Genomic DNA, 15,228 nt, shown 5'->3' on the forward strand with positions numbered 1-15,228 from the left:
CCAGCCCAGCCAGACCACCTCAGCCCAGCCAGCCCAGCCCGAGGCAGCCGTCCGGCAGAGCTTCGCGGCGTCGGGCGTGCGCAGCGTCGGCGCCCGTCGCGCACCCGCGCGGAACACCGCCCAGACAACACCGATGCGCCTGTCAGAACCACCGCGCCCGGGAGGGAACCGTGAGCGAACCGCAGACCACCGTGGGTGAGGCACCCGTGGGGCGTACCGAACCCATAGCGATCATCGGACTCGCCTGCCGGCTCCCGAAGGCGCCCGGACCGGGTGCCTTCTGGGAGTTGCTGCGCGACGGGGTGGAGGCGGTCGGCGAGCCACCGGCGGACCGCTGGCGGGACGTGGGCGAACCGCCGGTCGGGGTACGCCGGGCCGGCTTCCTGGACCGCGTGGACACCTTCGACGCGGCCTTCTTCGGCATCAGTCCCCGCGAGGCCACCGCGATGGACCCGCAGCAGCGGCTGATGCTCGAACTGAGCTGGGAGGTGCTGGAGGAAGCCCGGATCGTCCCCACGGCGGTCCGCGCCACCCGCACCGGAGTCTTCGTCGGGGCGATCTGGGACGACTACGCCACACTGTCCTACCGGGGCGGGCCGGAGGCGGTCTCCCCGCACACCGTCACCGGGCTACACCGCAGCATCCTCGCCAACCGGGTTTCCCACCACCTCGGCCTGACCGGGCCGAGCCTGACCGTGGACACCGGACAGTCCTCCGGGCTGGTGTCGGTGCAGTTGGCCTGCGAGAGCCTGCGCCGAGGCGAGTCGACCCTGGCCATCGCGGCCGGGGTGAACCTGATCATGGCGCCGGAGAGCACCACCGGCATGGACCGGGCGGGCGCGCTCTCCCCCGACGGCCGCTGCCACACCTTCGACGCCCGCGCCAACGGCTACGTCCGGGGCGAGGGCGGCGGGGCCGTGCTGCTCAAGCCGCTGTCCCGGGCGCTGGCCGACGGGGACCGGGTGCACGCGGTCATCCTCGGTGGCGCGGTCAACAACGACGGGGTGGCCGAGGGCCTCACCGTCCCCAGCCAGGCGGCGCAGGAGGAGGTGCTGCGGCTGGCGTACGCCGACGCCGGCGTGCACCCGCACGACGTGCAGTACGTCGAACTGCACGGCACCGGTACCCGGGTCGGCGACCCGATCGAGGCCGGCGCGCTGGGCCGGGTGCTCGGCGCGGACCGGCCGGCCGACGCGCCGCTGCGGGTCGGCTCGGCCAAGACGAACGTCGGCCACCTGGAGGGTGCGGCCGGCATCGTCGGCCTGCTCAAGGCGGTGCTCGCCCTGCGCCACCGGCACCTGCCGGCCAGCCTGAACTTCGAGCGACCCAACCCGGCCATTCCCTTCGACGAACTGCGGCTGCGGGTGCAGCAGCAGGGCGGCGACTGGCCCCGGCCGGACGCGCCGCTGCTCGCCGGGGTCTCCTCGTTCGGCATCGGCGGCACCAACTGCCACCTGGTGCTCACCACCGCCCCGGAGCAGCCGGCCGCCCCGGAGCCGGCGACCGGGCCGGCTCCGGCGGTGACCGCCTGGCCGCTGTCGGCGCAGAGCGAGCCCGCCCTGCGCGACCAGGCCGCCAACCTCGTGGCACACCTGGACGCCCACCCCGACCTCGACCCGGCCGTGGTCGCGCACACCCTGGCCGCCACGCGGACCCGGTTCGCGCATCGGGCCGTGGTGGTCGCCGGCGACCGCGCCGAGGCGCGGGCAGCGTTGACCGCGCTGGCCGAGCAGCGGCCGGACGGCGGGCTGGTCACCGGCACCGGTACGCCGGGCAAGGTGGTCTTCGTCTTTCCTGGTCAGGGGTCGCAGTGGGTGGGCATGGCGCTCGGGCTGCTCGACACCCACCCCGTCTTCACCGCACAACTACACCGCTGCGCCGACGCGCTCGCCCCGTACACCGACTGGAACCTCGTCGACGTACTCCGCGGCAAACCCGACACCCCACCGCTGGACCGGGTCGACGTCATCCAACCCGTCCTCTGGGCCATGATGATCTCCCTCGCCGAAACCTGGCGAGCACACGGCATCGAACCCGACGCCGTCATCGGCCACAGCCAAGGCGAAATCGCCGCCGCCTACATCGCCGGGGCCCTCACCCTCGACGACTCCGCCAAGGTCGTGGCACGCCGGTCCCAGGCGATCACCGCATTGGCCGGCACCGGCGGCATGGTCTCCGTACCACTGCCCGTGGAGAAGGTGGACCTCACCCCGTGGGAGGGGCGGATCCACGTCGCCGCGATCAACGGCCCGCACTCCACCGTCGTCGCCGGTGAGGCCGCCGCCCTGGAGGAGCTGGTCGCGAACTTCCAGGCCAACGACGTCAACGCCCGCCGGATCGACGTCGACTACGCCTCCCACACCCCCTTCGTCGAACCCATCCGCGACCAGGTCCACGAACTACTCGGCCAGATCCAGCCACGGACCGCCAGGATCCCGTTCTGGTCCACCTACACCGGTGGGCTGCTCGACACCACCGCACTCGACACCGGGTACTGGTTCCAGAACCTCCGCAACACCGTCCGGTTCGCCGAAACCGTCCGGGCCCTCGCCACCGCCGGACACACCCACTTCGTCGAGGCCAGCCCACACCCCGTCCTCACCATCGGCATCCAGGACACCCTCGACGCCGCCGACCACAACGGCACCACCACCGGCACCCTCAAACGCGGCGAAGGCACCACCACCCGACTGCTGCTCTCCCTCGCCCACGTACACACCAACACCGGACAGGCACCGGTCCTCAGTGCCGACCCGGGGTTCGTCGCCCCCGGCACCGTCGACCTGCCCACGTACCCGTTCCAGCGGGAGTCGTACTGGATCGCCACCGGACCGGTGCCGACGGGGCCCGCGTGGGGCGGAGCGGCACACCCGCTCCGGGACGCTGAGCCCGTCCGGGACGCGCGGCCCGGGCTGACCGGCACCCTGGCCGAACGGCTCGCCCTGCTGCCGGTGTCCGAGCAGTCCCGGCTCGCCCTCGACCTGGTCCGGAAGAACGCGGCGGCCGTGCTCGGCCACGCCTCCGACGCCGTGATCGGCACCGACGTACCGTTCAAGGAACTCGGCTTCGACTCGGTGCTGGCGCTGGAGCTGCGCAACCGACTCGCCGCCGCCACCGGGCTGCGGCTCGCCTCCGGGCTGCTGTTCAACCACCCGAACCCGGCGGCCCTCGCCGGCCACCTGCGCGACGAACTGATCGGCGGCGACGACGACCCGACGGCCACCACCCGGACGGACGCGGACACGGACGAGCCGATCGCCGTGGTCGCCATCGGCTGCCGCTACCCCGGCGACGTCCGCTCGTCGGAGGACCTGTGGCAGCTCGTGGCCAGCGGCACCGACGCGATCGGCGAGTTCCCCACCAACCGGGGCTGGGACCTGGACGGGCTGTTCGACCCGGAGCCCGGCGCACCCGGAAAGTCGTACGCCCGGCACGGCGGCTTCCTGCACCGGGCCGACGAGTTCGACGAGGAGTTCTTCGGCATCAGCCCGCGCGAGGCGGCGGGCATGGACCCGCAGCAGCGGATGCTGCTGGAGACCTCGTGGGAGGCGTTCGAACGGGCCGGCATCGACCCGACCACGCTGCGCGGCAGCCGGACCGGCGTGTTCATGGGCGTGATGTCCCAGGAGTACGGCCCCCGGCTCTACGAGACGTCGGCCGGCTCCGACGGGTACCGGCTCACCGGTAGCACCACCAGTGTCGCGTCCGGCCGGATCTCATACGTCTTCGGGTTCGAGGGTCCGGCGTTCACGGTGGACACCGCCTGCTCCTCGTCGCTGGTGGCGATCCACCTCGCGGTGCAGTCGCTGCGCCGGGGCGAGTCCACCCTGGCGGTGGCCGGCGGGGCCTGCGTGATGTCCTCCCCCGGCATCTTCGTCGAGTTCAGCCGGCAGCGCGGCCTCGCCCCCGACGGTCGCTGCAAGGCGTTCGGGGCCGGAGCGGACGGCACCGGCTGGGCCGAGGGTGCCGGGGTGCTGCTGCTGGAACGGCTCTCCGACGCGCGGCGGCACGGCCACCGGGTACTCGCGGTGATCAAGGGCAGCGCGATCAACCAGGACGGAGCCAGCAACGGCCTCACCGCCCCGAACGGCCCGTCCCAGGAACGGCTGATCCGGGACGCGCTGGCCGACGCCGGCCTCTCCCCCACCGATGTGGACGCCGTCGAGGCGCACGGCACCGGCACCAGCCTCGGCGACCCGATCGAGGCCGGCGCGCTGCTCGCCACGTACGGGCGGGAACGGCCGACGGACCGGCCGCTCCGGCTGGGCTCGCTGAAGTCGAACATTGGGCACAGCCAGGCGGCGGCCGGGGTGGGCGGCGTGATCAAGATGATCGAGGCGCTCCGCCACGACGTGCTACCGCCCACCCTGCACGCGGCCGAGCCGTCACCGCACGTGGACTGGTCGTCCGGCGCGGTCAGCCTGCTCACCGAGGCGGTGCCGTGGCCGCGCGGCGAACAGCCCCGCCGGGGCGCGGTCTCCTCGTTCGGCATCAGCGGCACCAACGCCCACGTGATCCTGGAGGAGTCGCCGGACCCGGACCTCACCGCTGACGCCCCCGACGCAACGACCGTCAACGGCACCGGATCGGCGACCACCGACGCCACCGGACCGGCGACCGGTGACGGCACCGGACCGGCCGACGGCGCTGCGGCGGCCGTCGCCGCGTACCCGCTGTCGGCGCGGGGCCAGGCCGCTCTGCGCGACCAGGCCGCCAACCTCGTGGCACACCTGGACGCCCACCCCGACCTCGACCCGGCCGTGGTCGCGCACACCCTGACCACCACCCGGGCCCGGTTCGACAACCGGGCGGTCGTGGTCGCCGCCGACCCGGACGAGACCCGCGAGGCGCTCACCGCTCTCGCCGAGGGCCGGTCCGCGCCGAACCTGGTCACCGGCACCCCGACCGAGGGGAAGACCGTCTTCGTCTTTCCTGGTCAGGGGTCGCAGTGGGTGGGCATGGCGCTCGGGCTGCTCGACACCCACCCCGTCTTCACCGCACAACTACACCGCTGCGCCGAGGCGCTCGCCCCGTACACCGACTGGAACCTCGTCGACGTACTCCGCGGCAAACCCGACACCCCACCGCTGGACCGGGTCGACGTCATCCAACCCGTCCTCTGGGCCATGATGATCTCCCTCGCCGAAACCTGGCGAGCACACGGCATCGAACCCGACGCCGTCATCGGCCACAGCCAAGGCGAAATCGCCGCCGCCTACATCGCCGGAGCCCTCACCCTCGACGACTCCGCCAAGGTCGTGGCACGCCGGTCCCAGGCGATCACCGCGCTGGCCGGCACCGGCGGCATGGTCTCCGTACCACTGCCGGTAGAAAAGGTCGACCTGAGCCCGTGGACCGACCGCATCCACGTCGCGGCGATCAACGGCCCACACTCCACCGTCGTCGCCGGTGAGGCCGCCGCCCTGGAGGAGCTGGTCGCGAACTTCCAGGCCAACGACGTCAACGCCCGCCGGATCGACGTCGACTACGCCTCCCACACCCCCTTCGTCGAACCCATCCGCGACCAGGTCCACGAACTACTCGGCCAGATCCAGCCACGGACCGCCAGGATCCCGTTCTATTCCACCTACACCGGTGGGCTGCTCGACACCACCGCACTCGACACCGGGTACTGGTTCCAGAACCTCCGCAACACCGTCCGGTTCGCCGAAACCGTCCGGGCCCTCGCCACCGCCGGACACACCCACTTCGTCGAGGCCAGCCCACACCCCGTCCTCACCATCGGCATCCAGGACACCCTCGACGCCGCCGACCACAACGGCACCACCACCGGCACCCTCAAACGCGGCGAAGGCACCACCACCCGACTGCTGCTCTCCCTCGCCCACGTGCACGTCCACACCGGGCAGCGGCCCCGGCTGGTCGCCGACCCGACGTACGCGCCGCGCGGCCCGGTCGACCTACCGACGTACCCGTTCCAGCCGCACCGGCACTGGCTCGCCGCGCCCACCGGGGCAGCCCCGGACCGGGCCGACGGGCATCGGTTCCTGGACACCGAGATCGACCTGGCCGGCGACGCCGGGGTGCTCCTCACCGGTCGGCTGTCCCGGCGTACGCATCCCTGGCTGGTCGACCACGCGGTGCGCGACACCGTACTGCTGCCCGGCGCCGCCCTGGTCGACCTGGCCTCGTACGCCGCCGACCGGGCCGGCTGCGGCGGGGTGGACGACCTCGTGCTGGAGGCACCGCTGGTGCTGCCGGCCACCGGCGGGGTGGAGATCCAGGTCAACGTCTCCCCCGGCGACGAACCGGAGCGACGGACCGTGACGATCCACTCCCGACCGGCGGCCGGTGACGCCGGCGCCGACCGGAGCTGGGTCCGGCACGCCGCCGGGGCCCTCACCGAGGGCAGCCCGGGCGAGGGGTCGCGCCTGGACGAGTGGCCTCCGGCGCAGGCCGAGCCGTGGAACCTGACGGACGCCTACCCCCGGCTGGCCGACGCCGGCTACCGGTACGGGCCGACGTTCCAGGGCCTGCACCGGGCCTGGCGGGACGGCGACGACCTCTACGCCGAGGTACGGCTCGCCGACGACCAGCCGGTCACCGGCTTCCACGTGCACCCGGCCCTGCTCGACGCCGCGCTGCACCCGCTCGTGTTGAGCCTGCTCGACGGGGACACCCGGGCCGGGATCGCCCTGCCGTTCGCCTGGAGTGGCGTGCGGGTGCACGCCGTGGAGGCGACCGCGCTGCGGGTGCACGTCCGGCGCACCGGCGCCCACAGTGCGACGCTGACCCTGACCGACGAGTCCGGGTCGCCGGTGGCCGAGGTGGAGTCGCTGACCCTGCAACCCGCCGACCCCAGTCAGCTCACCGCCACGGCGGCGCACCGGGACTCGCTGCTGGAGCTGGCCTGGACCGAGGTGACCGTCCCACCGACCGCCGGCGCCACGCGGCTGGCAGCGCTCGGCGAGAGCGACCTGGACGCGGTCGGCGCGACGGTCTACCCGGACCTGGCCGCGCTGCTCGCCGCGGTCGAGGCCGGGGCGCGGGTGCCGGACGTGGTGGTGGCGAACGCCGGGGCCCCGGAGCCGGAGATGGTCCCGGCGGCCCACTCGGCGGTCGCCGCCGCGCTGGACCTGCTCCAGCAGTGGCTGGCCAGCGACCGGTTGGACGCCTCCCGCCTGGTGCTGACCACGTTCCGGGCGGTCGCCACCGATCCGGGCGAGCCGGTCCGGGACCCGGTGAGCACGGCGGTGTGGGGGCTGCTGCGCAGCGCGCAGACCGAGCATCCCAATCGGTTCGTCCTGGTCGACCTGGACACCCCGTCGCACCTGCGGGTGCCTGCCGCGGTCGCCGCCGGCGAGCCGCAGGTGGCGGTCCGGGGCGAGGCGCTGCACGTCCCCCGACTGGCCCGTGCCGGGACCGAGCAGAACCTGCTCGTGCCGGAGACGACGGACTGGCGGCTGGTGCCCGAGCCGCGCGGCACCATCGAGAACCTGGCCCTGGTCGGCAACGCGGGAACGGACCGCCCGCTGGCCGAGGGGGAGGTCCGGATCGCGGTCCGGGCCGCCGGCCTCAACTTCCGGGACGTGCTGATCACCCTCGACATGTACCCGGGCGCGGCGACGATGGGCTGCGAGGCGGCCGGGGTGGTCGTCGAGGTCGGCACCGGCGTCACCGACCTGGCCCCCGGTGACCGGGTGATGGGCCTCTTCCCCGAGGGAGCCTTCGGCCCGGTCGCGGTGGCCGACCGGCGTCTGCTCACCCGCATCCCGCCGGGTTGGACCTTCGCGCTCGCCGCCAGCGTGCCGACGGTCTTCCTCACCGCCTGGTACGGCCTGGTCGACCTGGCCGACCTGCGGGCCGGGGAGCGGGTCCTGATCCACGCCGCGACCGGTGGCGTCGGGATGGCGGCGGTGCAGATCGCCCGCCACCTGGGCGCCGAGGTGTTCGCCACGGCCAGCCCGCCGAAGTGGGACACGCTGGTGGAGGCCGGCTTCGACGACGCCCACATCGCCAACTCCCGGACGCTGGACTTCGAGCAGTGGTTCGCCGACGCGACCGGGCAGGAGGGCGTGGACGTGGTGCTGAACTCGCTGGCCGGCGAGTTCACCGACGCGTCGTTGCGGCTGCTGCCCCGAGGGGGTCGGTTCGTCGAGATGGGCAAGACCGACATCCGCCCGGCCGAGCGGGTCGCCGCCGACCATCCGGGGGTGTCGTATCGGTTCTTCGACCTGCTGACCGTGGACCCGGACCGGATCGAGGCGATGTTCACCGCCCTGGTGGACCTCTTCGACTCCGGGGCGTTGGAACCGAGCCCCATCACCACCTGGCCGATCGACCGGGCACCGGCCGCCTTCCGCCACCTCCAGCAGGCCCGGCACGTGGGCAAGCTCGTGCTCACCCTGCCCGGCGGTATCGACCCGGAGGGCACCGTCCTGATCACCGGTGGCACCGGCACGCTGGGCCGGCTGCTGGCCCGGCACCTGGTCACCCGGTACTCCGTACGGCATCTGCTGCTGACCGGCCGACGCGGCCGGGACGCGGACGGGGTGGCCGAACTGGAGAAGGAACTCGCCGAACTGGGCGCGGAGGTGACCGTCGCGGCCTGCGACGTGGCCGACCGGGACGCGCTGGCCCGGGTGCTCGACCAGGTGCCGGCGGCCCACCCGCTCACCGCGGTCGTGCACACCGCCGGCCTGCTCGACGACGCGACGGTCGAGGCGCTCACCCCGGAGCAGGTGGCCCGGGTCCTGCGTCCCAAGGTGGATGGCGCCTGGCACCTGCACGACCTGACCCGGGACCGGCCGCTGGACGCCTTCGTGCTCTTCTCCTCGGTCGCCGGGACGATCGGCCTGCCCGGTCAGGGCAACTACGCCGCCGCGAACGCGTTCCTCGACGGACTGGCCGCGCTGCGCCGCTCCAGCGGCCGCACCGCCACCTCGCTGGCCTGGGGCCTGTGGGCTGAGGCCAGCGGGATGACCGGGCACCTCGCCGGGGCCGACCTGGCCCGGATGAGCCGGGCCGGGGTCGCCGGGCTGTCCAACGAGGAGGGCCTCGCCCTGTTCGACCTGGCTGTCACCCGCGACCAGGCCCACCTGGTGCCGGTCCGGCTGGACCGGGCGGCGCTGCGTGGCCACGCGGAACGGGACACCGTACCCGGCATGTTCCGGGACCTCGTCCCGCCGCCCGGACGGCGGGTCGCGGAACGGGTCACCCGGGCCGCTGCCTCGTCCTCCTCCTGGGCCGACCAGCTCGCGGCGCTGCCGGAGGACCGCCGGCGCGACGCCCTGGTCCGGCTGCTGAGCACCGAGGTCGCCTCGGTGCTGGGCAAGACCGGCGGCATCGATCACGGGCAGACGTTCCGCGACCTCGGGTTCGACTCGCTCGCCTCGGTGGAGCTGCGCAACCGGCTCCGGACCGCCACCGGTCTCCGGCTACCCGCCACGGTGGTGTTCGAGTACCCCCGGGTGGGTGAACTGGCGGAGGTCCTGCTCGACCAGGTGCTGGCGGCGGGGAAGTCGTGACCGTGGGGCCGCCGGGCCCGGCGGCCCCACCGCGCCCGGCCGGGACGGCGACGTCCGCCCGGCCGGGCGCGGGCGGCAGGACCAGGCCCGGGCCTCGTCGAGGCCGCCCCGGGCCGGTCGGTGGAGAAAACGGCGGCGGGACCTCGGCAGTCGGCGACGTACCCGTCCCCCACTGCCGGCCCGGGCCGAACGCGAAGAGACCGCCCAGGTCGAACGCGAAGAGACGGCCCGGGCCGAACGCGAGGAGACCGCCGGGGCCGAACGCGAAGAGACCGCCCGGGTGCCGGGTGGCCGCGCGGTGTGCGCGGCACTGGTCACACGGACGGTCCGATATCGCGGCCCGAACCCGTCGGTCCGATGACGGTCGCCGGCCCCGGGGTGGGTCACCGCCCACCAGCCGGGGTTGGCCGACCGGCCCCGAGATCGGGTCCGGTCGCCGCCGAGACGTCCTACTGCACCGCACCGACCTGCCGGTGCTCCAACCGCCGCTGCCGGGGAATCGACATCGCCAGCGACTCCAGCCCGATGGGCGGCGGTCCGGCCTCGCTGAGGCTCGGGTCGCCCTCGAGGATGGCCCGGTGCAACCGCTGGAGGTCGCCCGACGGGTCCACCCCCAGCTCCGCCACCAGGGCCTTGCGTGCCCCCTGGTAGACGCCGAGCGCCTCGGAGCGGCGCCCGGCCCGGTAGAGCGCCAGCATCAGCTTCGCCTGGAACCCCTCGTGGGTGGGCTGCCGCGCGGAGAGTCCGACCAGCTCGCTGAGGAGTTCGTGGTGGCGCCCCAGCAGCAGGTCCGCCTCGATGCGCAACTCCAGGGCGCTCTTGCTCATCTCCTCCAGCCGGAGCACCTCCACCTGGAGGATGGGTCCCGGCGTTACGTCCACCAGCGCCGGCCCCCGCCAGAGCGCCAGCGCATCGCGGAGAATCCGGGCCGCGGCCTCCGTACGACCGCTCTCGAGCGCCGCGCGGCCCTGCGCCACGAGTTGCTCGAAGCGCAGCGAGTCGAGCGCCTCCGGGGCGAGCGACAGCATGTAGCCGCCGGCGAACGTCCGCAGTTCGGACGTCGGCGTGGAGTCCAGCCCGGCGGCAACCGGCTGTGGGACGAGTGCCCGCTGGAGATGTTTGCGGAGTTGGTAGACGTAGGTCTGGAGCGTGGTGGTGACGCTGGTGGGCGGACTGTTCTCCCACAGTTCTTCGATAATTTGTTCGTTACGGACGACTCGATTGGCACAAATAGCGAGAAGCGCGAGCACCCGACGCGGTTTTGGCGCCGTTGGCGTCATATCCATTTGGCCGACATGAACCGACAAGGGACCGAGCACGTTGATCTGCAATGCTGTCACATCCTTCTCTACGCCCTTGAGCCCTGACTCAGATAATGTCAGCGCAATTCCTGAACGAATTCAGGACCATTTCCCCGTCAGGACATCCCCAGTTCACACACATACCTGACAGCTTGATGGGCGTGACAATAAGTGAACCATGCGCTACTTGATGTAGCGCCAGGCATCGATACGCACAGCGGAATTCGCAGCGACGGGGCGCCCCCCAGCTGCCGCCTCTTGCCATCGTTACTCAGCGAGACATCACGGTTGCTCAAGGTGACACCTAGCAGCCCCCCAGCTCCGATGGTCAACCATTGACTGAATCATCGATTGTCGGATCAAATATTTCCGAGTGGGACAACACCCGTCACACTGATCAAACCAATCGATGCATGCCTCTGTTCCTCACTATGCCCCATTGCAGGTTGCCGCACAAGCATGCACAGAATCCTAGAAGCTTTCGAGCCGGCTTCGAGGCACCCATGCATTGTTGGGCCAGGCTTCACAGGATGTAGTGAAATTGCGCGCGGCACCCCAGGCCGGAGCAACCTCAATTACACCTGTCGGCGGGGCGGCGTGGCCGTCGCAAATCGCTCACCAGGGAGCGTTTGCGCTGATCATGAGGGCACGCCGGGGGGCGCACCGGGGGCGCGCGGCACCCGGGGGCGGCCCGCCGGGTCCGCCGACAACCACCTTCTGGTCCGATCCTGGGCGTATACGATCGGTAGTGTTCGATCCTGGCAGTCCAGGCACGAAGGTCATGTATCGAGAAGATAAACCTGTCAGCTGGCCGACACTTGAGGGTGGCCCTTCCCCCGTCGGACGAGCCGGATCCCCCGACGAGTACCGCCGCAATCTCCCACAAACCGGCAGACGTCAGCAGAAAGATGGACTTGCCTCCCCAAAACACCCAACCAGGCACATAGGGATCCGGGGAGACGGGACCGCCCCGGACGGCCATCCCAGCCTCCCCGCTTTCACCTGCGGAGTCACCCCGCCGGACGGGTGACACCGGCGACCCAGCGGATCGAAGTAACCGGCCGTCGGCACCGGCCCGAGTCATCCAACCGGAGAGCACCCACCCGCCCGTCGCCTGACACAGACACAGCCCAGGATTCAATCCATGAATGGCGATACCTGGATGACTGCTGGTTGTTTTCTGGACAGGCAAAGATGAGCGGAACGTCAGCAGTCCAACACGGGTCCGGACGATCACCGAAAACGAACGGTCGGCTCAATCCACACCGACCACCCGATTCCGAAGCGCCGGCGCGACCGCACGGACGGAAGCGCCGCGACCACCGGTCACAGCGGCACGGCACGACAGCATCGTGATCTATTTTGGACAGTCCTGTTCGGACACCGTCGAGGGGGGTCGACTCGGCGGTGCTCACAGAAGCCGACGCTGCTGATCCAGTTGCGAGGCGAAGAAGGCACTCGCTGCGGTCAGTATCTCGTTCACCCGGCGGAGTTCGGCGTTCTCGGCCCGGAGCCGTTGCAGCTCCTCCGCCTCGGTCTCCGACAGCCGCTCGGCGCGCGGGTCCGGTCGCTCGCCGCGCTCGATCTCGTCCTGCCGGATCCAGGTCCGCAGTGCCTCCGGGTGGACGTCGAGATCCCGGGCGAGCTGCACGATCGGGGGCCGTGGATCGGATTCCCGCCACAGCTCCACCGCGCGGATCCGCAGCTCGTCCGGATACTTCTTGGGCGGCGCCATGAGCATCCCTGCCTCTCGTACTTCCCCGCGGCTCCGAACCGCACCCGCCGACAGATCCCCGTAAGCGGTCCAACCGGCATCCGGCTGGACCGCCTGCGGCGCGGATCATCGGGGTGAACCGCGTGCGACCGACTGACCATGTGCTGTAACGCGTCCTCCGGCCGTGGCCCTGGCGGGTCACGGCCGGCGGGTCCGGCGGAGAGCGACCGCCGGGGCCGCCGTGGGTCCCGGACGGGACCCACGGCGGTAGTCGTCGTCAGACCCTGACGGGCTCCCTGACCTCCTCACGGGTGGGCTCTTCGGCATCGACATCGGCATCTGCGCCGGCGCCGGGGTGCTCCAGGGCGACCCGGGGCAGGGCCCGCCGGAGCAGGCGCGGCAGCCACCACGCCTTCCGCCCGAAGATCTGCATCAGGGCGGGCAGGATCAGACAGCCGATGAGCAGGGCGTCGGCGAGGATCGCGACCGCCAGCCCGAGCCCGAACTGCTGGAGCATCCGGGTGGGGCTGAGCATGAAGGCGGCGAAGACCACCACCATGATGGCACCGGCCGCGGTCACCACCTTCCCGGTCGTCGCGATGCCCTCCCGGATCGCCTCGGTCGGGTCCTTGCTCCGCTCCCATTCCTCCTGCATCCGGGAGAGCAGGAAGACCTGGTAGTCCATGGAGAGACCGAAGGCCACCGCGAAGATCATGACCGGCACGTACGCCTCGATCGGGCCCGGCTCGACGCCGAGTCGTCCGTCCTGGAAGACCAGGGTCATGACGCCCAGCGCCACGCCCACGCTGAGCACGTTGAGCACCGCTGCGAAGAGCGGGATCAGCAGCGACCGGAAGACCAGGACGAGCAGGAGCGTGGAAAGGCCGACCACGACGAGCACGAAGATCGGCATCTTGGCCGCCACCGCCTCGGAGAAGTCGACCGTGGCGGCGGTGCTGCCACCGATCAGGTACCTGGCGCCGGTCTCCTCCGCCACCGGCGGCAGCACGTTCTCCCGCAGCCGGTCGACCAGGTCCATGGTTTCCTGGTCCTGCGGCTTGGACTCGGGCAGGACGATGATCAGCGACAGGTTCTCGCCGATCGCGTTCGGCGGGACGGCGGTGGCCACGCCCTCGGTCGAGGCGATGGCGCTCTGGGCGCGGGCCGCATCCTCCGGGCTGCCGTCGGCGAGCACGATCAGCGGCCCGTTGAAGCCCGGCCCGAAGCCCTCGGCCAGCAGGTCGTACGCCTGACGGCTGTGGGTGGACTCCGGGTCGTTGCCGGCGTCGGCGAAGCCCAGGTTCATGTTCACCACGGGAACCGCGAGGGCCACCAGGATGCCCAGCGGCACCAGCGCGTTCAGCCAGCGGTACTTCTGCACCCAGGTGACCCAGCGGCGCCACTGCGCGCCCTCGGCGCCGCGCCCCTTCGCCAGCCGCTTCTGCACACCCTTCTCGATCCGGCCACCCACGATCGACAACAGCGCGGGGAGCAGGGTGAGCGACGAGAGCATGGTGACCAGGACAGTCATCGCGACCGCCACCGCGACGCCCTGCAACGAGCCGAGACCCAGTACGACCAGTCCGATCAGGGCCAGGATGACCGTGCAGCCGGCGAAGAAGACCGTCCGACCGGCGGTGTCCTGGGCGTTGATCGCCGCCTGCCGCCGTTCCACCCCCTTGAGCAGTTCGGAGCGGTACCGGGAGAAGATCAGCAGGGCGTAGTCGATGCCGACGCCCAGGCCGACCAGCATCATCAGCGGCGCGGTGAAGTCGGCGATGGTCGCCACGTGCGAGGCCAGACCGATCAGGCCGATCGCGGAACCCACGGCGAAGATGGCGATCACCAGCGGCAGGCTGGCCGCGACGATCGATCCGAACAGGATAACCATGATGACCAGTGCGGCGATCATGCCGGCAAACTCGGCGCCGCCACCGCCGCCCTCCTGCGCCGCGCGGATCGGCGCGCCGCCGAGTTCCACCCGGAGCCCCTCGCCCTCGGCCTCGCCGGCGGCGTCAATGATCTTGCGGACGTCGTCGGTCGGCACGTCGGCGGCCTGGCCGTCCAGCGCGACGGTGGCGTAACCGATGGTGCCCTGCTCCGAGATGCCGTAGCCCTCGTACGGGCTCTGCACGCCGGCGACGTGCGGCAGCTCCTTGACCTCGGCGAGCATCACCTCGATCCGGCCCTGCGTGCCGGGGTCGCGCAACCCGGTTTCGCGCTCGAAGACGATCTGGATCGACTCTCCGGACTGCACCGGTGCCCGCTCCTCGAGCAGGTCCAGGGACTTCTGGGATTCGGTACCCGGCAGCGAGAAGTCGTTACGGTAGTCACTGCCCACGGCCTGGGCGGCGACGGTGACCCCCGCCAGCACGAGCACCCACAGCACCACCGCGATCCAGCGACGCCGGTACGCCCAGCCGCCCAGCCGTTCGAAGGCACTCGGGCGCCGTGTCGACGGCGCGTCGGCGGAAGATCTGGTCATCAGAGCTCGACCTCCTGAGACTCACGACTCAGATAGATAGCTTGTCTACTTGTAGCTAGGCCACACCGTAACAGGGGTATCCGTAGCCGTACTACATCTTCGGTCGCATGACGCCCATGTTCCGCCCATGCCAGGCCCAGACCCCGAGACATCAGGAGACAGGTATGGATATATGCTCAGGGTTCCCGATTCCTGCCGCTGACCTGCGGCGGAACGCCTGCCCGACACCCTGCCCTGCCC

At 71.6% G+C, this 15,228-nt stretch carries 4 protein-coding genes; 1 reads left to right on the top strand and 3 read right to left on the bottom strand.

The annotated features are described in order from the left end of the window. Positions 1-170: 170 nt before the first annotated feature. On the top strand, positions 171-9,488 hold the full coding sequence (locus GA0074692_RS15300; protein ID WP_218106673.1) for a type I polyketide synthase: 9,318 nt from the start codon (positions 171-173) through the stop codon (positions 9,486-9,488). Between the two features lie 449 nt (positions 9,489-9,937). Here GA0074692_RS15300 and GA0074692_RS15305 read toward each other — a convergent pair whose 3' ends face one another. From GA0074692_RS15305 to GA0074692_RS15315, 3 genes are all read right to left on the bottom strand, one after another. Then, positions 9,938-10,774, bottom strand: coding sequence for an AfsR/SARP family transcriptional regulator (locus tag GA0074692_RS15305; RefSeq protein WP_342672842.1), 837 nt, complete (start codon positions 10,772-10,774; stop codon positions 9,938-9,940). A gap of 1,426 nt (positions 10,775-12,200) precedes the next feature. Beyond that, positions 12,201-12,524 (bottom strand): transposase, encoded by a 324-nt coding sequence (locus GA0074692_RS15310; RefSeq protein WP_176738455.1) that lies wholly within the window; start codon positions 12,522-12,524, stop codon positions 12,201-12,203. 256 nt (positions 12,525-12,780) lie between these two features. Further along, positions 12,781-14,988, bottom strand: coding sequence for an MMPL family transporter (locus GA0074692_RS15315; RefSeq protein WP_176738456.1), 2,208 nt, complete (start codon positions 14,986-14,988; stop codon positions 12,781-12,783). Between the last annotated feature and the right edge of the window lie 240 nt (positions 14,989-15,228).

The organism is Micromonospora pallida, assembly GCF_900090325.1.
GTDB lineage: Bacteria > Actinomycetota > Actinomycetes > Mycobacteriales > Micromonosporaceae > Micromonospora > Micromonospora pallida.

What these genes read in the sequence shown, in the direction of transcription:
- GA0074692_RS15310 (WP_176738455.1), bottom strand. Translation starts at nt 12,524, where the DNA reads ATGGCGCCGCCCAAGAAGTATCCGGACGAGCTGCGGATCCGCGCGGTG.
- GA0074692_RS15315 (WP_176738456.1), bottom strand. Translation starts at nt 14,988, where the DNA reads ATGACCAGATCTTCCGCCGACGCGCCGTCGACACGGCGCCCGAGTGCC.
- GA0074692_RS15305 (WP_342672842.1), bottom strand. Translation starts at nt 10,774, where the DNA reads ATGGATATGACGCCAACGGCGCCAAAACCGCGTCGGGTGCTCGCGCTT.